Origin of the sequence: Neopoerus faecalis, from assembly GCF_029218125.1 — a bacterium.
Lineage (GTDB): Bacteria > Bacillota > Clostridia > Oscillospirales > Oscillospiraceae > Oscillibacter > Oscillibacter faecalis_A.
On sequence record NZ_JARFXX010000006.1, the window covers coordinates 58,767 to 79,591 of the forward strand.

Annotated in this window: 19 protein-coding genes and 1 other RNA gene; 14 read left to right on the forward strand and 6 right to left on the reverse strand. The window is 58.6% G+C overall.

Translation table 11 applies throughout. The annotated features are described in order from the left end of the window. Positions 1-78 precede the first annotated feature (78 nt). Positions 79-918 (forward strand): prepilin-type N-terminal cleavage/methylation domain-containing protein, encoded by an 840-nt coding sequence (locus tag PY311_RS08420; RefSeq protein WP_286148352.1) that lies wholly within the window; start codon positions 79-81, stop codon positions 916-918. Positions 919-1,687: 769 nt separating this feature from the next. Here the strand turns inward: PY311_RS08420 and ssrA are convergent. From ssrA to smpB, 4 genes are all read right to left on the reverse strand, one after another. Then, positions 1,688-2,035, reverse strand: a transfer-messenger RNA (tmRNA) gene (gene ssrA, locus PY311_RS08425). A gap of 431 nt (positions 2,036-2,466) precedes the next feature. Beyond that, positions 2,467-3,228, reverse strand: a complete 762-nt coding sequence (locus PY311_RS08430; RefSeq protein WP_286148235.1) for an SDR family NAD(P)-dependent oxidoreductase — start codon at positions 3,226-3,228, stop codon at positions 2,467-2,469. 24 nt (positions 3,229-3,252) lie between these two features. After that, on the reverse strand, positions 3,253-3,777 hold the full coding sequence (locus tag PY311_RS08435; protein WP_286148236.1) for a peptidylprolyl isomerase: 525 nt from the start codon (positions 3,775-3,777) through the stop codon (positions 3,253-3,255). Between the two features lie 25 nt (positions 3,778-3,802). Then, a complete protein-coding gene (gene smpB / locus PY311_RS08440) occupies positions 3,803-4,300 on the reverse strand; it encodes an SsrA-binding protein SmpB (protein WP_286148237.1) in 498 nt (165 codons plus the stop codon). A 338-nt stretch (positions 4,301-4,638) separates the two neighbouring features. Between smpB and purE the strand changes: the two genes are divergently transcribed. The 10 genes from purE to PY311_RS08490 all read left to right on the forward strand — a co-directional run bounded on the left by purE (position 4,639) and on the right by PY311_RS08490 (position 17,568). Then, complete coding sequence (gene purE, locus PY311_RS08445; RefSeq protein WP_286148238.1) at positions 4,639-5,139, forward strand: 5-(carboxyamino)imidazole ribonucleotide mutase; 501 nt, start codon at positions 4,639-4,641, stop codon at positions 5,137-5,139. Positions 5,140-5,178: 39 nt separating this feature from the next. Next, positions 5,179-5,898 carry a phosphoribosylaminoimidazolesuccinocarboxamide synthase gene (purC, locus tag PY311_RS08450; RefSeq protein ID WP_286148239.1) on the forward strand — a complete coding sequence of 240 codons (720 nt, stop codon included), beginning with the start codon at positions 5,179-5,181 and terminating at the stop codon, positions 5,896-5,898. Further along, positions 5,885-7,354 (forward strand): amidophosphoribosyltransferase, encoded by a 1,470-nt coding sequence (gene purF / locus PY311_RS08455; RefSeq protein WP_286148240.1) that lies wholly within the window; start codon positions 5,885-5,887, stop codon positions 7,352-7,354. Before purC ends, purF begins: the two co-directional genes overlap by 14 nt. Beyond that, the gene (gene purM / locus PY311_RS08460) at positions 7,347-8,381 is read left to right on the forward strand and encodes a phosphoribosylformylglycinamidine cyclo-ligase (RefSeq protein ID WP_286148241.1); all 1,035 of its coding nucleotides are present in this window, start codon (positions 7,347-7,349) and stop codon (positions 8,379-8,381) included. Before purF ends, purM begins: the two co-directional genes overlap by 8 nt. Next, positions 8,375-8,992 carry a phosphoribosylglycinamide formyltransferase gene (gene purN, locus PY311_RS08465; protein WP_286148242.1) on the forward strand — a complete coding sequence of 206 codons (618 nt, stop codon included), beginning with the start codon at positions 8,375-8,377 and terminating at the stop codon, positions 8,990-8,992. The genes purM and purN overlap by 7 nt, the downstream gene beginning before the upstream one ends. A gap of 1 nt (position 8,993) precedes the next feature. Continuing rightward, a complete protein-coding gene (locus tag PY311_RS08470; protein ID WP_286148243.1) occupies positions 8,994-9,623 on the forward strand; it encodes an IMP cyclohydrolase in 630 nt (209 codons plus the stop codon). A gap of 3 nt (positions 9,624-9,626) precedes the next feature. Beyond that, complete coding sequence (locus PY311_RS08475) at positions 9,627-10,805, forward strand: phosphoribosylaminoimidazolecarboxamide formyltransferase (RefSeq protein ID WP_286148244.1); 1,179 nt, start codon at positions 9,627-9,629, stop codon at positions 10,803-10,805. 80 nt (positions 10,806-10,885) lie between these two features. Next, a complete protein-coding gene (gene purD / locus PY311_RS08480; RefSeq protein WP_286148245.1) occupies positions 10,886-12,163 on the forward strand; it encodes a phosphoribosylamine--glycine ligase in 1,278 nt (425 codons plus the stop codon). Continuing rightward, the gene (locus PY311_RS08485) at positions 12,164-15,856 is read left to right on the forward strand and encodes a phosphoribosylformylglycinamidine synthase (protein ID WP_286148246.1); all 3,693 of its coding nucleotides are present in this window, start codon (positions 12,164-12,166) and stop codon (positions 15,854-15,856) included. Positions 15,857-15,873: 17 nt separating this feature from the next. Next, a complete protein-coding gene (locus PY311_RS08490; RefSeq protein WP_286148247.1) occupies positions 15,874-17,568 on the forward strand; it encodes a formate--tetrahydrofolate ligase in 1,695 nt (564 codons plus the stop codon). A 100-nt stretch (positions 17,569-17,668) separates the two neighbouring features. On the opposite strand, the gene PY311_RS08495 is transcribed toward PY311_RS08490, so the two are convergent. Then, entirely contained in the window at positions 17,669-18,328 is a 660-nt protein-coding gene (locus tag PY311_RS08495) for a DNA-3-methyladenine glycosylase family protein (protein WP_286148248.1), read from the reverse strand. A gap of 272 nt (positions 18,329-18,600) precedes the next feature. Here PY311_RS08495 and PY311_RS08500 point away from each other — a divergent pair, with 272 nt between their 5' ends. From PY311_RS08500 to PY311_RS08510, 3 genes are read left to right on the forward strand one after another with little or no spacing between them, the layout of a single operon-like run. Further along, positions 18,601-18,906, forward strand: a complete 306-nt coding sequence (locus PY311_RS08500; protein WP_286148249.1) for an STAS domain-containing protein — start codon at positions 18,601-18,603, stop codon at positions 18,904-18,906. 16 nt (positions 18,907-18,922) lie between these two features. After that, positions 18,923-19,366, forward strand: coding sequence for an anti-sigma F factor (gene spoIIAB, locus PY311_RS08505; RefSeq protein WP_286148250.1), 444 nt, complete (start codon positions 18,923-18,925; stop codon positions 19,364-19,366). After that, on the forward strand, positions 19,363-20,067 hold the full coding sequence (locus tag PY311_RS08510; protein WP_286148251.1) for a sigma-70 family RNA polymerase sigma factor: 705 nt from the start codon (positions 19,363-19,365) through the stop codon (positions 20,065-20,067). Before spoIIAB ends, PY311_RS08510 begins: the two co-directional genes overlap by 4 nt. On the opposite strand, the gene PY311_RS08515 is transcribed toward PY311_RS08510, so the two are convergent. Beyond that, positions 19,955-20,803 carry a TIGR03915 family putative DNA repair protein gene (locus PY311_RS08515; protein WP_286148353.1) on the reverse strand — a complete coding sequence of 283 codons (849 nt, stop codon included), beginning with the start codon at positions 20,801-20,803 and terminating at the stop codon, positions 19,955-19,957. The genes PY311_RS08510 and PY311_RS08515 overlap by 113 nt on opposite strands. Positions 20,804-20,825: the final 22 nt, after the last annotated feature.

The following is a 20,825-nucleotide window of genomic DNA, read 5'->3' on the forward strand; positions in this document are numbered from 1 at the left end:
AACGAAAGACCCATATTTTATCGGATTTTGGCCATTAGAACACTGATTTATCATAGAGAAGAACAGAAATTGACAAGTATGAATGGCAATAGAAGAAATAAAGGCTTTACCCTTGCTGAGCTTTTGGTTGTTGTGGCGATTATTGCGGTACTGGTGGCAGTTGCGCTTCCAACCTTTGCGAAGCATTTGGAAAAGAGCAGAGAGGCAACGGATGCCGCGAATATCAGGTCACAGTATGCCGAGGTAATGACGGACGGCATTACAAGCGGAGGTTCTGTCAACGCGAACCACGAAAAATACGCGGCGGTGGAGCTGAAGCAGACCCAAAACGGCTGGCAGCTCACAGAGCTTGCGAATAATCTGAACAGCCTGTTTGGTCCGGACCGCATTGTCGGGAACGGCCCCAATCGGGGCGGCATTGCGTGGGTGGAATATGACGCCCAAAGAGAATGCGCGCTTCTTCATTATGAGGGCGGTAGTTCCACCGGCGGGAACACGGGAGGCAATACCGACGGCTCCGGCGGTGATTCTGGAACGGGAAGCGATACGGTTATCGGGAAAGTGGAGCAGTCGGCCGGTACTTGGCCGACGGAGGAAAATTTGGGGAGTATCAAAACAGGGAAAGCATACAAGCTGCCGGATGGTACGATATTCATTGCAGCCTCCGACCAGTCATACAATAAATATTATCCTCCCCATCTCCCGACCGAAAGCGGATATGAATGGCTTGGCGTAAAGCTATCGGGCACCGTCATTTCATCGGATAAAATTACAGACGGAAAGCTGACAGTGACCGTCAACTACGGCGATATTCTCGAGAACCCGGATGGGAGCCTTTCCATCTGGAAAAACAGCGCTTCAAACACATGGGGCGTTCCCATCAGTGACGGGAACTGGATCAAGCTGGTGCTTGCGTGATTATAAAAAATAGCCGTTTAAAGCGGCTGCATAATCAATAAAACTCCCTATTACCGAATGTGCTTCGGCGGTGGGGAGTCCTTTTATAATCATGGCATAATGCTCACGTTTATTATGCGGGGAATGTTCTCAGTCCTTCATACTTTTATTATAAATAACGTTGAATATCAATCAATATGATTCGTTTTTGGAAAGAAAATGCGGCTTGGGCTACAATATTTGTAAAACCGCTTCAGTATGCGGCAAAGGGAGTATGCCTTTGCTGCAAAGTTCTATCGCTACGGCTGGACCGACAGTTCGGAGTATCTTCTAAACGGAACGGACATAAATAAGCAGATTACCTATGGTGAGTATCTTGAGTATATGACGATAAACAATTCATGCGATTTTGATGCCGTATAACGCAGAGAAAAACGGCTTTGGTATCAGCGGCAAGATTGAAAATGTGCGCGAGGCTGTTGGCGATTGGAGGACCAACAAAAAGAATTATGAAAGAAACCAAGGAATACGGTTGGACACGAGATATTTAATGTCCAACTATATTTGCCTGCGGAGTGATATTAAAATACCGCTATCTTGTTCCCGATACTCACACCACGGGGAATTAAAATCGTACAAATCAATATACATAGTACTTGCCTCTTTTCCTTAATCCTTGTAATGGTGACGGGCAAGAATGACATTTGTTAGAATTTTGTTAGAACAACAGTGTCAAAAAATGCAAAAAGTACCGACTTTTAACCAAAAAGGATAAAAATCGGTACTTTTGTGGTGGAGCCGAGGGGAGTCGAACCCCTGTCCGAAAACAGTTCCACGGGACTTTCTCCGGGCGCAGTCAGGTTTCAGAATTCCCGCCCCGCAAAGACACCTGACAGACTTTGCGGTTTGGTAGAGTCATGATGCGTGGGCAGGTCAACTCTTTCCCGCCTCACGGACGCCACATCAACGACGCCTTCCCCGGCCTGTGGCCTCTCCGGTTCAGACGGCTGCTTTAATTAAGCAGCAATAGCAACAGTATTGTTGTTATTTAATTTATAAAATTGCCCGTTTTATGGCGGTCAGGCGCCGCCGCCCGCTTGTCCCGCTTCTCCATCCCCGTCGAAACCTTTACGGCCCCGTCGTCGGAGCAAATGTCACTCATTCCGTTTCCGCCTTCCGGCAAAAACTTCATCCGTTCCATTGCTCCTCCTCTTTCGTTCCACAAACGCTTCGCTGGTTTGTGAAACGAGTTGGACGTGAGTTGCGCTTTTGAGCAAATGTCACGCATTCCGTTTCCGCCTTCCGGCAAAAACTTCATCCGTTCCATTGCTCCTCTTTCGTTCCATAAACGCTCTGCTGGTTTGTGAAACGAGTTGGACGTGAGTTGCGCTTTTGAGCAAATGTCACTCATTCCGTTTCCGCCTTCCGGCGAAAACTTCATCCGTTCCATTGCTCCTCCTCTTTCGTTCCATAAACGCTCTGCTGGTTTGTAAAATAGGAAAGCAGAATTTGCTATTTGGAATTGTAACACATTCCCATATCGGAATGTGTTACAATTCCGTGACAGTTTTAGGTTTTGGTCAGCTTTACCATCAGCTTGGCCGGGGTGAGCTTGGCCAGCAGCCGGTAAAACTTATAGAACAGCCGGGGTGTATAAATGGTTTGTCCCGCTTTTGCCGCCCGCAGGGCGCCGCCGGCTACCCGCACCTGATCGCAGTAGGGCAGCAGCTCAAAGGCAGGGGAGTTGTGGATATGCCCGGTCTCCAGAAATTCCGTGGCCATGGGGCCGGGGCAGACTGCTGTGACCGTGATGCCCTTGGCCTTCAGTTCCTCCGCCGCGCCGATGGTATAGGCAGAGACATACGCCTTTGTGGCGGAATAGACCGTCATCCGGGGGGTGGGGCAGAAAGCGGCGATGGAGCTGACATTCAGAATGCGGCTCCCGGCCTCCATATAGGGAACGGACAGATTGGTGATGGCTGTGAGAGCCCGGAGGTTCAGGTCGATCATCCGAGTCTGGGACACGGTGTCTACCTCGCCGATTTTGCCGAGATAGCCGCACCCGGCGTTGTTGATGAGCAGGGAAATCTCAGGCTGTTCCTCCACCAGATGCTCGTGATAGGCGGTAAAGCTCATAGTGTCACACAGGTCCAAAGGCAGCGTCAGGACGCTGAGCCCCTCGTCTGTAAGCTGCGCGGCCAACTCCTCAAGCCGCTGGGCGCGGCGGGCAATGAGCCAGACCCGCTCGATCTCCGGAAACACCTGATGGACTTGGCGGGCAAATTCCAGCCCAAGCCCGGAGGATGCACCGGTAACGACTGCGGTTTTCATAGGCGCTTCTCCTTTCGGAGCCGTTTAGTGGGTCTCGGGGGCGGGGTAATCAACGCCCTGCGTGTCCACCCGGACAGAGGCCATGACCACCGGCTTTTTCGGCATATCGTTCATCATGTTCCGCTGGACCCGGGAGATGTCGATGGCAACGTCCTGCCCCTCGGTGATTTTGCCGAAGGCAGCGTACTGACCGTCCAGATGGGGGGCGGGGGCCACCATGACAAAGAACTGGCTGCCGGCGGAGTTGGGGGCCATGGTGCGGGCCATGGACAGCACGCCGGTCTCATGGAGCAGATCGTTCTGGTGGAAGCCGTTGGCGGCGAACTCGCCGTTGATCTCATAGCCGGGGCCGCCCATGCCGTTTCCGTTGGGGCAGCCGCCCTGGATCATAAAGCCGGGGATGACCCGGTGGAAGGTCAGGCCGTCATAGAAGCCCTTGTTAGCCAGAGAGATAAAGTTGTTGACGGTGTTAGGGGCCTTTTCGGGATACAGCTCGCCCCGCATCACGCGGCCATCCTCCATGGTGATCGTTACAATAGGATTGCTCATATTCATTCGTTCCTTTCTGAAAGTGTTATCTGCGGGCCTTCATGGCCCGGTCCATTTCGCGGCCGGCGTCCCGCTTGGCGATGGCATCCCGCTTGTCATAGTTCTTTTTGCCCCGACACAAACCGACCTCCACCTTCACCTTGGCGTTTTTAAAATAAACACTCAGAGGCACCAGTGTATAGCCATCCTGCTTGATGAGGGCGTGGAGCTTGCGAATCTCCCGCTTGTGCATCAAAAGCCGCCGGTCCCGGTCCGGGTCCCGGTTAAAAATATTGCCCTTTTCATAGGGGGAGATGTGCATACTGTGGACAAACAGCTCACCGTCCTTTACGGTGCAGTAGGAGTCCTTCAGGTTCATAGAGCCGCCGCGAATGGACTTGACCTCCGTGCCGCACAGCTCAATGCCCGCCTCATACTTGTCCTCCACGAAGTAATCGTGGTAGGCCTTGCGGTTCTGGGCCGCAATTTTGATTCCCTTTTTCTCCGTGGGGATCACCTCGTTTCTGATATTGCAGTATACCATATTTTTACGCGGACTGCAACGGGCAAGTTTTTGACGAAAATGGGCGGATAGAGAATGTCTGCCGGGTCAAAAGGATGGAAAGAGATATTCTTGTCCCGTTGCAGGAAAACAGGGCCCTGCGTATTGCGCTGAAGACCCATTAAGAGTTCTACAAGACATTAGTAAAAATAATGTTATTGTCATAGTTGTAAATTATATTACTGAATAACGCGCTCATTTCTCTGTATTGCGGTATTTTCTTCCTGTGACCTCTGTGCTATACTGATAAGGACAAAAAGGTAATACCAATTTGAGGCGCGGGACCATGAACCATGGACCGTATTTGGGGAGGCGGTATTGTGAGCAAGATCGGCGTTGTAATGGGAAGCACCAGCGATCTGCCGGTGGTGGAAAAGGCGATTCATATTTTAGAGGAGTATCAGGTGCCCTTTGAGGTGCGTGTGCTGTCCGCTCATCGGTGTCCGAATGAAGCAAGAGAATTTGCAGCTTCGGCGCGGGAGAGCGGATTTTCTGTTTTGATTGCCGCCGCCGGAATGGCGGCGCATCTGGCCGGGGCGCTGGCGGCGAATACAACCCTGCCGGTCATTGGCATTCCGTGCAGCGGCGCCAATTTTGACGGGATGGACGCATTACTCTCCACGGTGCAGATGCCGGGCGGCATCCCGGTAGCGACGGTTGCGGTGAACGGCGCGAAGAATGCCGCCCTGCTGGCAATCGAGATTCTGGCCGTGACCGATGAGACACTGGCCGCCAAGCTGGCGGAGAGCCGCAGGCGGGAGACCGAGGCTGTTTTGCAGGCGGATGCAGATATGCGCCGGCGTTTTCACGCGGACGCTTGATTTTTGACACAAATTTATTTATGATAGGAGAAACGGAACATGGAAAAGAAAGAGCAGCTGTACGAGGGCAAGGCAAAAAAGGTTTATGCCACCGAGGACCCCAATCTGGTGATCGTATCCTATAAGGATGACGCCACCGCGCTGGACGGACTGAAAAAGGGAACGATCGTGGGCAAGGGCATTATCAACAACCGGATGACGAACCGTCTGATGGCAAAAATGGAGAAGGCCGGAATCCCCACGCATTTTGTCAAGGAGCTTTCCGAGCGGGATACTTTGGTGAAAAAGGTCTCCATCGTGCCGCTGGAGGTCATTGTCCGCAATATTTCCGCCGGTCACTTTGCCTCCCGCTATGGCGTGGAGGAGGGCATTGTGTTCGACCAGCCCACGATTGAGTTTTCTTATAAGAATGATGACCTGCATGACCCCCTCCTGAACGCCTATCATGCTGTGGCGCTGAAGCTGGCCACATGGGAGGAGATCGAGCTTATCAAAAAGTACGCCTTTGCCGTGAATGACGCGCTGAAGTCCTTCTGGGCTGAGTGCGGCGTGACGCTGGTGGACTTCAAGCTGGAATTCGGCAAAACTGTCGAGGGTCAGATCGTCCTGGCAGACGAGATCAGCCCTGATACCTGCCGCCTGTGGGACTCAAAGACCCACGAGAAGCTGGACAAGGACCGCTTCCGCCGGGATATGGGCGGCGTCGAGGACGCCTATGCCGAGATCATGAAGCGGCTGCTGAGCCATGACGCGGACTGAGGGCGGGCGCGGGGAGCGCCATATCCATGAAGAATGCGGCGTGTTCGGCATTCGAACGCCGCAGACCGCCGATGTGGCGTCCTATGCCTATTACGCGCTGTACGCCCTGCAGCACCGGGGACAGGAGAGCGCCGGAATTGTTGTCAATGACGATGGCGTGTTTACCTCCTACCGGGATGTGGGATTGGTGAACGAGGTGTTTCCCCGGCAGCGCTTGACGGAGCTGGGGACCGGCACCATCGCCGTGGGCCATGTGCGCTACGGCACCACCGGCAGCGACAACAAGCGGAACGTCCAGCCAATTTTGGTGAACCATTTCAAGGGCCGCATGGCGCTGGCCCATAACGGAAATCTTACCAATTCCCAAGAGCTGCGGCGGGAGCTGGAGAGCCGCGGCTCTATTTTCCAGACAACAACGGACAGCGAGGTCATCGCCTACCTGATTGTGCAGGAGCGGCTCAAATGCGGCTCTATCGAGGCGGCGGTCTCCGCCGCCATGAACCGCATCGAGGGCGCGTATTCTCTGGTGCTGTCCTCGCCGACAAAGCTCATCGCTGTGCGGGACCCCCATGGCTTCCGCCCACTGTGCATGGGGCGGCTGAAGGACGGGGCCGTGGTCTTTGCCTCGGAGACCTGCGCACTGGACGCCATTGGCGCCGCGTTTGAGCGGGACATCCGCCCCGGCGAGATCGTGGTGGCGGATCAGGACGGTATCCGCTCTGACACCACGCACTGTGGAAAGGCGGAAAAGCGGCTGTGCGTGTTTGAATTTATCTATTTTGCACGGCCCGATTCCGTTATTGACGGGTCCAGTGTTCACATTGCCCGGCAGCGGGCGGGTGCGTTTTTGGCGCTGGAGCACCCTGTTCAGGCGGATATCGTCATCGGCGTCCCGGATTCGGGGTTGGATGCCGCCATGGGCTATGCCCGGCAGTCCGGGATTCCATACGGCATGGGCTTTATCAAGAATAAGTACATTGGCCGCACCTTCATTTCCCCCACGCAGACCATGCGGGAAAATGAGGTGAATATCAAGCTGAACCCCATCCGCTCCGTGGTGGAGGGCAAGCGGGTGGTGCTGATCGACGATTCCATCGTCCGTGGTACGACTTGCCGCCGGACCATCGACCTTCTGCGGCGGGCCGGCGCCAAGGAGATTCATATGCGGGTCAGCGCGCCGCCCTTTGTGTCCGAATGCTATTACGGCACGGACATCGACGATAAAAACAAGCTCATCGCCAATCATCATTCCGTGGAGGAGATCGCAAAGATCATCGGCGTGGATTCGCTGGGCTATCTCAGCATCGAGGACGTGGTGAAGCTGGCGGATAATACAAAAGGCGGCTTCTGCACGGCCTGCTTCGGCGGCGGCTATCCCACAGCCATTCCTCAGGAGGGCGGCAAGGACCGCTTTGAGTGCAGAATTAGTGAAAAGGAGGGAGAGGACCATGCGTAGCTTTTCTGAGAGCTACCGGGCAGCCGGTGTGGATATTGAAGCGGGCTACAAAGGGGTCAAGCTGATGCAGCACCATGTGGCGCGCACGGTGATTCCCGGCGTGGTCTCGGATCTTGGCGGCTTCGGCGGCCTGTTTGCGCCGAATCTTTCCGGCATGAAGGAGCCGGTGCTGGTTTCCGGTACGGACGGTGTCGGCACGAAGCAGCGCATCGCGCAGCTCATGGACCGCCACGATACCGTGGGGATCGACTGCGTGGCCATGTGCGTCAATGACATCATCTGCTGCGGCGCGCGGCCGCTGTTTTTCCTTGATTATATTGCCATCGGAAAAAACGAGCCGGAAAAGGTGGCATCGCTGGTCTCCGGCGTGGCGGAGGGCTGCGTCCGGGCAGGCTGCGCCCTGATCGGCGGCGAAACGGCGGAGCATCCCGGCACGATGGCGCCGGAGGACTATGATCTTGCCGGTTTCTCTGTCGGCATCGTGGACAGAGAGCGGGTCATTGACCACAGCCGTATGGAGGCAGGGGATGTTCTGCTGGCGTTGCCCTCCAGCGGCCTGCACTCCAACGGCTATTCACTGGTCCGCAGGGTATTCGATGTGGAGCATACCGACCTTGGCCGGACGGTCCCGGAGCTGGGCCAGACGCTGGGGGACGCCCTGCTGACGCCGACGGAAATTTACGTCAAGCCGGTGCTTGCGGCGCTGGACGCTGCCGATATCCGGGGTATCAGCCATATCACCGGCGGCGGTTTCTTTGAAAATATCCCCCGTTCCGTCCCGGACGGACTGTGCGCGAAAATCGAAAAAGCCGCTGTGCGGACGCCTGCCATTTTCCGCTTGCTGCAAGCGGAGGGAAACATCAGTGAGCACGATCTATTCAATACGTTCAATATGGGCGTCGGCATGACGATAGTTGTCAGCCGCGGCACGGCGGACCGGGCGCTGGAGACGCTGCGGGACAGCGGTACGGCGGCCTATGTGCTGGGTGAGATCGTCCGGGGCGACGAAAAGGTGGCGCTATGCTGAACCGGGCACGAATCGCGGTGCTGGTCTCCGGCGGCGGCACAAATCTGCAGGCGCTGCTGGACGCACAGCGGGCCGGGGCGCTGCCTCACGGTGAGATCTGCGTGGTCATCTCCTCCCGGGCGGAGGCATACGCCCTCCGGCGTGGAGAGGCGGCGGGTGTGCCCGGCTATGTGGTCTCCCGCCGGGAGTGCGGTTCTCAGCAGACCTTTGAGGACGGTATTTCCGCGCTGCTAACGCAGTATGACATTGACCTTATTATCCTGGCGGGCTTTATGAGCATTCTCAGCGCGGCGTTTACCGCCCAGTGGCCGCGCCGGATTCTGAACGTCCATCCGTCCCTCATCCCCTCCTTCTGCGGAAAGGGAATGTACGGCCTGCGGGTTCACGAGGCGGCGCTGGCAAGAGGCGTGAAGGTCACGGGAGCCACGGTACACTTTGTCAATGAAATTCCGGACGGCGGCGAAATTTTGCTGCAAAAAGCGGTGGAAATTCGCCCGGACGATACGCCGCAGACCCTCCAGCGCCGGGTCATGGAGCAGGCGGAATGGCAGCTTTTGCCCCAAGCCGCCGAAATGGTCGCGGCACAGATCATCAAGGAAAGGGAGAAGTGATATGGACCTGCTGGCATTTTTGAAGGAGACCTCCTATCCCGGGCGCGGCATTGTGATAGGGAGCGACCGGGCGTACTATTTCATCATGGGCCGCAGCGAGAACAGCCGCAACCGCGTATTCGTCCCCACGGAGGATGGAATCCGCACTGAGGCCCATGACCCCGCCAAGCTGACTGACCCCAGCCTCATCATCTACCACCCAGTCCGCACCATGGGCGATGCGCTGGTTATCACCAACGGCGACCAGACGGACACCATCTGCCGCTGCGGCGATTTCCGAAGGGGTCTGATGACCCGGAGCTATGAGCCGGACGAGCCGAACTGGACGCCCCGTATCTCTGCTATCCGCTATGGGGACGGGGCTATGGAACTGTCCATTCTCAAGCGTTGTCAGGGCCGCTGCCTGCGGGAATTTTTCTGCTATGAAGGCTGTGACGCCGGTAGGGGCTTCTTCATCAGCACCTATCAGGGGGACGGAAGCCCGCTGCCTACCTTTGCCGGGGAGCCGAAGGAGGTGGAGCTGCCGGAGCCGGAGGCGCTCTGGGCGGCGCTGAATATGGAAAACAAGGTTTCCCTGTACGCCAACGTGGGCGGAGAGGTGAGACTGTTCAATAAAAATCTGGGGGACTAAAGCATGAAGGAACTGGAACTCAAATACGGCTGCAATCCTAATCAAAAGCCGGCGCGCATTTTCATGAAGCAGGGGGATGAGCTTCCCATTCATGTCCTGAACGGACGTCCCGGCTACATCAATCTGCTGGATGCCTTTAACTCATGGCAGCTGGTCAAGGAGTTGAAGGAGGCCACCGGCCTGCCCTCTGCCGCCAGCTTCAAGCACGTTTCCCCTGCCGGGGCGGCGGTGGGCCTGCCGCTGAATGAGTTGGAGCGGCGCATTTACTTTGCAGAGGAAAGCGAAGCGCTTTCCCCCATTGCCTGCGCGTACATCCGGGCCAGAGGCGCCGACCGTCTGTGCTCCTACGGCGACTGGGCAGCGCTGTCCGAGGTGTGCGATGCCGATACCGCCCGCTACCTGAAGGCCGAGGTGTCCGACGGAATTATCGCCCCGGGCTATACGGCGGAGGCGCTGGATATCTTGAAAAGCAAGAAAAAGGGAAACTATAACGTCATTGAGATTGACCCGGCCTATATTCCCGCTGCCGTGGAGCAAAAGGACGTTTTCGGCGTGACCTTTGAGCAGGGCCGCAACAATTTCAAAATTGACGAGAGCCTGCTGACCAACATCGTCACGAAAAATAAGACGCTGCCGGAGCAGGCCAAGCGCGATATGCTGGTGGCGCTCATTACCCTGAAATACACCCAGTCCAACTCCGTCTGCTACGTGAAGGACGGGCAGACCATCGGCGTCGGCGCCGGTCAGCAGAGCCGCATCCACTGCACCCGTCTTGCGGGGCAGAAGGCGGATAACTGGTATCTGCGGCAGCACCCGAAGGTGCTGGCGCTGCAATTTGTTGATGGCATCCGCCGCCCGGACCGGGACAACGCCATTGACATCTATACCTCTGACGAATACGAGGACATTCTGGCGGACGGTGTGTGGCAGAATACCTTCAAGGTTTGCCCGGAGCCGCTGACCGCGGAGGAAAAGAAGGCATGGATCGCCACGCAGACCGGCGTTACGGTGGGCTCCGATGCGTTTTTCCCCTTTGGGGACAATGTGGAGCGGGCCAGAAAGTCCGGCGCAGCATATATCGCGGAGCCGGGCGGCTCCATTCGCGATGACCATGTGATCGCCGCAGCGGACCGTTACGGCATGGTCATGGCGTTTACCGGAATGCGGCTGTTCCATCATTAACGGTGCGTTCAAGAGGCGGAGAGGCTTCTCCGCCTCTTGCTGCTCTCATTCATCTATCACTTCATTTGAGGAGAATTGCTATGAAGCTCTTGGTTATTGGCGGCGGCGGGCGTGAGCACGCCATTGTCAAAAAGCTCCGGGAGAACCCAGCGGTAGAGGTGATCTACTGCCTGCCGGGAAACGGCGGCATAGCCGCCGATGCCGTTTGCGTGCCGGAGATCGGCGCGAAGGACATCGCCGCGCAGGCGGCATTTGCAAAGGCCCATGGCATCGATTATGCCGTAGTGGCGCCGGATGACCCGCTGGCGCTGGGGGCGGTGGACGCCCTGACCGCCGCAGGCGTGCCCTGCTTCGGCCCGGACGCAAAGGCGGCGGTCATTGAGGCCAGCAAGGCGTTTTCCAAGGAGCTGATGCACAAATACAATATCCCGACTGCGCGCTACGCAGTCTTTTCCGACCCGGCTGCTGCCTGTGCCTACCTTGATGACCACCCGGTCCCGGTGGTGGTAAAAGCGGATGGTCTGGCGCTTGGCAAGGGCGTGATCATCGCGCAGACCCGGCAGGAGGCAAAGGAAGCCGTACACGCCATGATGGAGGACAAGGTGTTCGGCGCCTCCGGCAGCCGCATTGTGATCGAGGAGTTTCTCACCGGCCCGGAGGTCTCAGTCCTCAGCTTTACTGACGGAAAGACCGTTGTGCCTATGGTGTCCTCTATGGACCATAAGCGGGCGGGGGAGGGGGATACCGGCCTGAATACCGGCGGCATGGGAACCGTTGCGCCCAATCCCTTTTACACGCCGGAGATCGCCAAGGTCTGTATGGATACCATTTTTCTGCCCACGATTCGGGCCATGGCGGCGGAGGGGCGGCCGTTCAAGGGCTGTCTTTATTTCGGGTTGATGCTGACTGCGGACGGGCCTAAGGTCATTGAGTATAACTGCCGTTTCGGCGACCCGGAAACGCAGGTGGTTCTGCCCCTTTTGAAAAGCGACCTGTTGACAGTCATGCAGGCAACAACAAATGGTACGTTGGCGCAGACGCCAGTGGAGCTTGCCGACGGTGCGGCCTGCTGCGTCATTGCCGCGTCGCAGGGCTACCCCGCAGCCTATGAAAAGGGCTTTCCCATCACCATGACTGCGGAAAGCGCCGCTCACGCTTATGTGGCGGGAGCGCGGCTGCAGGAGGGACAACTCGTGACCTCCGGTGGGCGGGTTTTAGGCGTCACCGCCGTGGCGGACACACTGCCGGAAGCCGTAAAGGAGGCGTACCGTCTGATGGATGGTGTTCAATTTGAAAACCGCTTTTTCCGCCGGGATATCGGCGCAAAAGCGTTGGCAGCCTTGGAGGGGAGGAGCTGAATGGTTGATCGGGTATATGTTGCAAAGAAGCCGGGCCTTGCCCCGGAGGAGACCTCGCTGCTGGCGGACTGCCGCGCGTTTCTGGGTCTGACGGGACTGGAGCGCATCAGAATTTGGAACCGCTATGACGCGGAAAATATAGATGCCGCCCTTTTTGACTATGCGCGGCGCACGGTGTTCTCAGAGCCGCAGCTCGATGAGGTCTCCGACCGGCCGGCATTTGACGGTGCCGCGGCGGTGTTTGCCGTGGAGCCGCTGCCGGGACAGTTTGACCAGCGGGCGGATTCGGCGGCCCAGTGCATCCAGATGCTCAGCCGGGGGGAGCGCCCCCTGATTCGCTCCGCCAAGGTCTATGTCCTCTATGGCACGTTGAGCGTCGAAAATGTGGAGGCGGTCAAGCGCTACGTCATCAACCGGGTGGAAAGCCGGGAGGCGTCCCTGGAGCTGCCGGAAACACTAACAGTCCGGCATGAGCAGCCGGATACCGTAGAAACGGAAACAGGCTTCATCGCTTTGGAGGAAGCCGGGCTTTCCGCGCTGCTGGAGCGGCTGGGACTTGCCATGGATTTGGAGGACCTGAAGCTGTTGCAAAGCTACTTCCGGGATGAAGAACACCGGGATCCCACCATTACGGAGCTGCGGGTGGTGGATACCTATTGGTCCGACCACTGCCGCCATACCACCTTTTCGACCCATATTGACCGCGTGGACATCCGGGATGACGCCGTGCAGGCCGCCTACGAGCATTATCTGGCGCTCCGGGAGGAGGTTTACGGCCCGGAGGCGGCGAAAAAGCGCCCGCAGACCTTGATGGATATTGCCACGCTGGGGGCAAAGGTCCTGAAGAAGCGGGGCTTGCTGCCGGAGCTGGACGAGAGCGAGGAGATCAACGCCTGTTCCATCCACGTTCCCGCCGTGGTGGACGGTGAGGAGCAGGACTGGCTGTTGATGTTCAAAAACGAGACCCACAACCACCCCACGGAGATCGAGCCCTTTGGCGGCGCGGCCACCTGCATCGGCGGCTGCATCCGGGACCCGCTTTCCGGGCGGGCGTATGTCCATCAGGCCATGCGGGTCACCGGCGGCGGGGACCCCCGCAAGCCGTTGGTGGATACGCTGGCTGGCAAGCTGCCCCAGCGCAAGCTGGCCCAGACCGCGGCGGCGGGCTATTCCTCCTACGGCAACCAGATCGGCCTTGCCACGGGACACGTGGCGGAAATTTACCACGAGGGCTATGTAGCCAAGCGGCTGGAATGCGGCGCGGTGGTGGCGGCGGTCCTGACGGAAAATGTAGTCCGGGAGCGGCCCCAGCCCGGCGATGTGGTGATTTTGCTGGGCGGACGGACCGGCCGGGACGGAATCGGCGGCGCCACCGGCTCCTCCAAGAGCCATGACCTGAACTCCCTTGCCGCCATGGCAAGCGAGGTGCAAAAGGGCAACGCCCCGGAGGAGCGGAAGCTGCAGCGGCTGTTTCGGCGGGGCGATGTGACCCGTATGATCAAGCGCTGCAATGACTTTGGTGCCGGCGGCGTTTCCGTAGCCATCGGCGAGCTGGCGGAGGGTGTCAGTATTGACCTTGACGCGGTGCGGCGGAAATATGACGGGCTGGACGGGACAGAGCTTGCTATTTCTGAGTCGCAGGAGCGGATGGCCGTGGTGGTGTCCCCGGAAGACGCGGAGCGGTTCATCGCCGCTGCCGGTGAGGAAAACTTAGAGGCGTACCGGGTAGCGGTCATTACGGAAAGTCCCCGGATGGTCATGCGCTGGAAGGGGCAGACCATTGCGGATATTTCCCGGGCGTTTCTGGATACCAACGGCGCCGCGAAGCACACGGCGGTTTTCGTGGCGGCGGCAGACCGCGCCGCACTTGGAAAGACCGGACTGAAAAATCTCCGGGAGGTGGCGGCCAGCCTGAAAAGCGCCAGCCGCCGGGGATTGGTGGAGCGCTTTGACAGCACGGTTGGAGCAGGGAGCGTTACCGTCCCCTTCGGCGGCAGAACGCAGACTACCCCGGCGCAGTCCATGGCGGCGCTGCTGCCGGTGCTGCCGGGACAGAAAACGGAGCAGGCCAGCGTGATGGCCTACGGCTTTGACGCCGACCAGATGACAGTAGACCCCTTTGTGGGGGCGTATCATTCTGTCATTGTCTCCGCTGCCAAGCTGGTGGCTGCTGGGGCGGATTACCGAAAAGCCTATTTGACATTTCAGGAATTTTTTGAGAAACTAAGAGACGAACCCCTTCGCTGGGGAAAGCCCTTTGCCGCGCTGCTGGGAGCGCTGGAGGCGCAGATGGATTTGGGCGCCGCCGCCATCGGCGGCAAGGACTCCATGTCCGGCTCCTTCATGGACTGGGATGTTCCGCCGACGCTGATCTCCTTTGCTATTGCTCCAGTACAGAGCGGAGAGGTGCTGACACCGGAATTTAAGTCCGCCGGAGACCCGGTGTACCTGTTCCTCTGCGACGGTACGGCGGCGGATCAGCGTGCGGTGTGGGAGCGCTTCCATGCGCTGTGCCGCGCGGGAAAGGTCAGGGCCGCATGGGCTGTAGAGAACAGCATGGCAGAGGGCGTCATGAAAATGTCCTTTGGCAACCGCATCGGCTTCCGGTCCGAGGGAGCCGGGGAGATCTGGTATTCCGATGCTCTGCCCGGCGCGATCATCGCGGAGCTGTCGGAGCCGCTCCCGCAGGGAACTGCCCTGCGCTTGGGCGTTACAACGGCGGACGGAGCGGTGACGCTGGGCGAGGATACGGCTTCTATTGACGAGCTGCTGGCGCTGAACGAGGGCGTTCTTGAAAGCGTCTATCCCACTCGGACCGCTGACAGCGGCCCTGTGGAAACACTGACCTACCGGACAACGGAGCGGAAAGCTCCGGCGGTGGCCGTTGCCAGACCCCGGGTGCTGATTCCCGTGTTTCCCGGTACGAACTGCGAGTATGACACGCAGCGGGCGTTTCTGGAGGCCGGCGCGGAGGCGGAGACCTTTGTGCTCCGCAATCTGACTGCCGCCGATGTGGCTGAGAGCGTGGAGCAGTTTGCAATGCGGCTGAAGGCGGCACAGATCGTCGCGCTGCCCGGCGGCTTCTCCGGCGGCGACGAGCCGGACGGTTCCGCTAAATTCATCACTGCATTCTTCCGTAACCCGGCGGTGCGGGAGCAGGTCACGGAGCTGCTGGAGCGGCGGGACGGATTGATGCTGGGTATCTGCAACGGATTTCAGGCGCTCATTAAGCTGGGGCTGGTGCCCTTCGGCAGGATCGTGGACACGGACGCCAGCTGCCCCACACTGACCTACAACACCATCGGCCGCCACCAGTCCAAAATCGTTCGGACGCGGGTGTGCTCCAACAAGTCGCCGTGGCTGGCGGGCACGGAGGTGGGCGAGGTCTACGCGGTGCCGGTCTCCCACGGGGAGGGACGCTTCCTTGCCTCCGAGGCCGTGGTGCGCCGCCTTGCGGACAACGGCCAGATCGCAACGCAGTATGTGGACCTTGCGGGTGTACCCACTATGGACACGGCCTTTGCGCCCAACGGCTCCGTCTGCGCGGTGGAGGGTATTACCTCCCCGGATGGGCGGGTCCTCGGCAAAATGGGCCACAGCGAGCGCATCGGCAAAAATCTTTATCGCAACATTCCTGACCGCTATGACATGAAGCTCTTTGACTCTGCCGTGCGGTACTTTAAAAAAATCTGAACAGGGGGTAACTGCCCATGGCGTATTTATCGGATATTGAGATCGCGCAGCAGTGCCGGATGCGGCCCATTACGGAGATCGCGGCGCTGGCCGGAGTGGAGGAGCGCTATCTGGAGTGCTACGGCCACTATAAAGCCAAGGTGGATTATGCGCTTCTGCGGGAGAACAAGCGCCCGGAAGGGAAGCTGATTCTTGTCACCGCCATCAATCCCACCCCGGCGGGGGAGGGCAAGACCACTACCACTGTCGGCTTGACGGATGCTCTGCGGCGCATCGGGAAAAACGCCATCGCCGCCCTGCGGGAGCCCTCCCTCGGACCGGTATTCGGCGTCAAGGGCGGCGCGGCCGGCGGCGGCTACGCGCAGGTGGTCCCCATGGAGGACATCAATCTGCATTTTACCGGCGATTTTCATGCCATCGGCGCGGCCAACAATCTGCTGGCGGCCATGCTGGATAACCACATTCAGCAGGGCAACCGCTTGGGAATCGATGTCAAGCGCATCGTCTGGAAGCGCTGCGTGGATATGAATGACCGCCAGCTCCGCAATATCGTGGACGGTCTGGGCGGCCGGATGCAGGGCGTTCCCCGGGAGGATGGCTTTGACATCACCGTGGCCAGCGAGGTCATGGCGGTGCTGTGCCTTGCCCGGGATATCCCCGACCTGAAGGCGCGCCTTGGCCGGATGATAGTGGCCTATACCTATGACGGCGCGCCGGTCACGGCCCATGACCTCAAGGCCGAGGGCGCCATGGCGGCGCTGCTGAAGGACGCCCTGAAGCCGAATCTGGTGCAGACCCTTGAGGGAACGCCCGTGTTTGTCCACGGCGGCCCCTTCGCCAATATCGCCCATGGCTGCAATTCCGTCACCGCCACCCGGATGGCTATGCGGCTGGGAGACTACGCTGTGACGGAGGCGGGCTTCGGCGCGGACCTCGGTGCGGAAAAGTTCTTGGACATCAAGTGCCGCTTGGCGGGTTTGAAGCCAAACGCTGTTGTGCTGGTGGCCACTGTGCGGGCGCTGAAACTCCACGGCGGCGTTTCCAAGACGGAGCTGGATACGGAAAATCTGGCGGCGCTGGAGCGGGGTCTGCCCAATCTGCTCCACCATGTGGACACCATCAAAAATACGTTCCATCTGCCCTGTGTGGTGGCCATCAATGCCTTCCCCACCGACACCGCCGCAGAGCTGCGGCTGGTGGAGGAAAAGTGTCGGGAGCTGGGCGTCCGCGCCGTTTTGTCGGAGGTCTGGGCCAAAGGCGGCACCGGCGGTGTCACGCTGGCCGAGGAGGTGGTGCGCCTGTGCGAGGAGCCCTGCCCGGAGCAGCCGAACCCGGAGGAATTTACCTTCGCCTATCCCGACAACACCTCTCTCATCTATAAGCTCAACGCCATTGTGAACCGGGTCTACGGCGGCGCACAGGCCATCCTGACCCCCGCCGCACAGAAGCAGGCCAAGCAGCTCTTTGATTTGGGCTTCGGCGATCTGCCGGTATGCATGGCAAAAACGCAGTATTCCCTGTCTGACGATCCCACTCTGCTGGGCGCCCCGGAGGGCTTCACGGTTACGGTGCGGAGCTTGCGCGTCAGCGCGGGGGCGGGCTTTATCGTGGCGCTCACCGGCGACATCATGACCATGCCGGGCCTGCCGAAGACCCCGGCGGCGGAAAAAATCGACGTGGACGAAAACGGACGCATCACGGGCCTTTTCTGATGCTGTCTTTTTTGTAAACAGTAAACGGGCCGGATATTGTTGAAATTAACAGGACGCTTTCAAAAGAAAGCGTCCTGTTTTTTGCGCCGCCGCGGAAAAATCATTTCTGCGGCGGACTTGTTTTTTTCTTTTTCGGTGCAGGATCGGTCAGCTCCGGCAGCGCACCGCCGGCCACGGCCCAGAGGTACAGACTGGCCACGCTGCAATAGGGACTGAAGCGCCGCCGATATTTTTCAAACAGCTTGCGGTCGATGCGCCGGTGGCGGTAGACCATCCGCAGCCCCCGCTGAATCGCCAGATCGTCATAGCTGAAAATGTCAGGCCGCTGCATACAAAACAGCAAAATCATCTCCGCAGTCCAGATGCCGATGCCCTTCAGGGCGCTCAGCGCCGCAATGGCCTCCGCATCGGAGCTGTACCGGATAGCCTCTGGGTCAAAGGTCCCGCTGTGGACCCGCTCCGCAAAATCGGTGATGTACTCCGCCTTGCGGAATGTCATCCCCAGCGTCTGCAGCTCAGGAATCCCCGCTTCAAGAATATGATCCGGGTCCACCGTCCCGAGCCGCTCCTGCATCCGCTGCCAGATGGTGGCCTGCGCCTTTGTGGAGATCTGCTGGCCAATGATGTGGTGGATGACCGAGGAAAAAAGATCGGTGTCTACAGGGCGGTTGATATGACCAACCCGATCGATCACCGCCTGCATCCGGGAATCCGCACGGCTCAAATATGCAGTTTCCGTTTCACCGTAATTGAAATACACTGCGTTATCGCTCCCACTTCGTATTTTTTCCATCCTACAATAAAAGCGCCCGCCCTGCAAGCGCTCCCGGTCAATTTTTGAGAATAGAGGTGAAAACTTCAAATAAAATGCGCCGCACTGCTTGGTTTACCGTACTTTACATAAAAAACTGGAGAAGGCATCGGACTTCGACAGATTGCGGACTATGGGATATGTTACCATCACCGTAACAGTACACTCAAAAGAAAGAATGACTGGAAAAAGGACTGAAATTCGACAAAAGAGGGAATATTATGGAAATACGGGCAAGGGATATCAACCGGGAGCTGCTGCTGGAATTCAGCGGTGAAATGGATCATCACGGTGCCAGAAACGCGCTGAAGGAGGTGGAAATGGCCATTGACGCGGCGCTGCCGCAGACCTTGATTCTGGATTTTTCCGGCGTCACGTTCATGGACAGCTCCGGCATCGCCCTGCTGATTCGCTCGCAGCAGCGGATGCAGCTTTTGGAGGGCAGCATCATCGTCCGTAATGTGCCGCGTCAGGCCAAGCGGGTGCTGGATGCGGCGGGAATCGGGCGGCTCATATCCATTCAATAAACGGGAGGTTTACATAATGAAAACAAAAGCGGAAAATGAGGTCACACTGCAGGTTCCCAGCCGCAGCAGCAACGAGGGCTTCCTCCGTTCGGTGGTGGCCTGCTTTGCCGCCCAGATGGACCCGACGCTCAACGAGCTGGAGGATATCAAAACAGCCGTTTCTGAGGCAGCGACCAACGCCATCGTCCATGCCTACCCCGACAGCATCGGTAGGGTGGTGGTGAAGGTCAGACAGTGCGCCGGGAACCTGCTGGAGATCACGGTGCGGGATTACGGCCGGGGTATCCCGGACATCGAGCGGGCCAGACAGCCTATGTACACCACCGGCGGCGAGGAACGCAGCGGCATGGGCTTCACCATCATGGAGAGTTTCATGGACAGCGTTCTGGTACGCTCCGTTGTCGGTCGGGGGACGACGGTGGTCATGAAGAAGAAAATCGCACCGCGCGCCAAGCGATGAGCGCCGCGCTGGAGGTACTGCGGGCCGCGCAGGAGGGGGACCGGGACGCCTGCGAACAGGCGGTGTTGGAAAACAACGGCCTGATCTGGAGCGTGGTCCGGCGCTACTATGGCCGGGGCGTGGAGCCGGATGACCTCTATCAGTTGGGCTGCCTCGGCTTTTTAAAGGCTGTCAAGGGCTTTGACTTTGCATACGGCACTTGCTTTTCCACGTATGCTGTGCCGAAAATCGCCGGGGAGATTCGACGCTTTCTGCGGGATGACGGTGCTGTGAAGGTGGGCAGAAGCATCCGGGAGCAGGCGTTGACACTTTACAGTGTTCGGGAGCGGCTGCGGCAGGAGCTTGGCCGGGAGCCGGGGGTATCTGAGCTGGCAGCGCAGACGGGCTGGACGCCGGAGGAGATCGCCGCTATCGACCTTGCAACGGAGCCGCCAGACTCTCTCCAGCGGGAAACGGCGGAGGGCCTTGCGCTGGAGGGCGTTGTGGGGACCGAGGCCCCGGAAGACGCGCTGGTGGAGCGCATCGCCCTGCGGGAGACCATTGACCGCCTGCCGGAAAAGGAACGCCTTACGATTTTGCTCCGCTATTTCAAGGGGCTGACACAGGAGCGGACAGCCCGGGTGCTGGGGGTGTCGCAGGTGCAGGTGTCCCGTCTGGAACGCCGGGGGCTGGAACGTCTGCGAAAGAGCTTTGTGCCCTGAAGTGCTCTGGCGGCTGAAATTCCGTCATGGTGCCCCAATAGCGCTTTGGCATGTGGGTCATCCGCAGCTGGGGATTCTCCCGTTCCCGGATGGCAATGGTATCATAAAACCGCTTCCACAGCAGACGGTAATGCGCCTCGGTTTCATCGGGCGGCGCCATCTGAAAATCCGCCAGCGGGCGAATTACCGCCCGGCCGGCAGCATAGAAAAGCGCCTCGTGATGGGTGCGGTCATAGATGAAAAATTTTTCATTTTGGTATCGGGCGCAGAAATGGCTCCGCAGCAGAGGTAGTACCCGGTTCTTCGGCTCGATTTCCCCGCCCAAAACGCCGCCCAGCTCGGAAAAGCGGACAAAGCCCTTCAGCAGATGGGCCTCACCGTTGAGGTGCCGCACGGCGGAAAAGACCGGATGCAGCGTTTCGTCGGAAGAATTTCGCAAAAAACCGGGGCCCTCCCGCAGCAGCTTGACCGTCAAGCGGTAGAGGCAAAGCTCCTTTTCCGCAAGGCAGGTGAGAAAGCCCCGCTGCAAAAGCTTGGCGGCGTAGGGAGAGATCGTCCGCACCTTCCGCAGTACCCGCAGGGCGTGGCCGGAATCCGTTGCGATATTTCGTGTCGGAAACAGCGTAAAGGAAAGCGCCTCATCGCAGGCAATGGCGGTGGGGCTTTCTTTTTTTGCGTAGCTTTCAAAAATGCAGCAGAGAAAGCCGTGAAAGCTGCCATCGTAAAGATAGATCATCTCATTCACAGCGGCGCGACCT

Excerpts from the sequence above, each read along its gene's own strand:
- PY311_RS08420 (WP_286148352.1), top strand. The coding sequence starts at position 79 with ATGAATGGCAATAGAAGAAATAAAGGCTTTACCCTTGCTGAGCTTTTG.
- PY311_RS08430 (WP_286148235.1), bottom strand. The coding sequence starts at position 3,228 with ATGAAAACCGCAGTCGTTACCGGTGCATCCTCCGGGCTTGGGCTGGAA.
- PY311_RS08435 (WP_286148236.1), bottom strand. The coding sequence starts at position 3,777 with ATGAGCAATCCTATTGTAACGATCACCATGGAGGATGGCCGCGTGATG.
- smpB (WP_286148237.1), bottom strand. The coding sequence starts at position 4,300 with ATGGTATACTGCAATATCAGAAACGAGGTGATCCCCACGGAGAAAAAG.
- purC (WP_286148239.1), top strand. The coding sequence starts at position 5,179 with ATGGAAAAGAAAGAGCAGCTGTACGAGGGCAAGGCAAAAAAGGTTTAT.
- purF (WP_286148240.1), top strand. The coding sequence starts at position 5,885 with ATGACGCGGACTGAGGGCGGGCGCGGGGAGCGCCATATCCATGAAGAA.
- purM (WP_286148241.1), top strand. The coding sequence starts at position 7,347 with ATGCGTAGCTTTTCTGAGAGCTACCGGGCAGCCGGTGTGGATATTGAA.
- purN (WP_286148242.1), top strand. The coding sequence starts at position 8,375 with ATGCTGAACCGGGCACGAATCGCGGTGCTGGTCTCCGGCGGCGGCACA.
- PY311_RS08470 (WP_286148243.1), top strand. The coding sequence starts at position 8,994 with ATGGACCTGCTGGCATTTTTGAAGGAGACCTCCTATCCCGGGCGCGGC.
- PY311_RS08475 (WP_286148244.1), top strand. The coding sequence starts at position 9,627 with ATGAAGGAACTGGAACTCAAATACGGCTGCAATCCTAATCAAAAGCCG.
- purD (WP_286148245.1), top strand. The coding sequence starts at position 10,886 with ATGAAGCTCTTGGTTATTGGCGGCGGCGGGCGTGAGCACGCCATTGTC.
- PY311_RS08485 (WP_286148246.1), top strand. The coding sequence starts at position 12,164 with ATGGTTGATCGGGTATATGTTGCAAAGAAGCCGGGCCTTGCCCCGGAG.
- PY311_RS08490 (WP_286148247.1), top strand. The coding sequence starts at position 15,874 with ATGGCGTATTTATCGGATATTGAGATCGCGCAGCAGTGCCGGATGCGG.
- PY311_RS08500 (WP_286148249.1), top strand. The coding sequence starts at position 18,601 with ATGGAAATACGGGCAAGGGATATCAACCGGGAGCTGCTGCTGGAATTC.
- spoIIAB (WP_286148250.1), top strand. The coding sequence starts at position 18,923 with ATGAAAACAAAAGCGGAAAATGAGGTCACACTGCAGGTTCCCAGCCGC.
- PY311_RS08510 (WP_286148251.1), top strand. The coding sequence starts at position 19,363 with ATGAGCGCCGCGCTGGAGGTACTGCGGGCCGCGCAGGAGGGGGACCGG.
- PY311_RS08515 (WP_286148353.1), bottom strand. The coding sequence starts at position 20,803 with ATGATCTATCTTTACGATGGCAGCTTTCACGGCTTTCTCTGCTGCATT.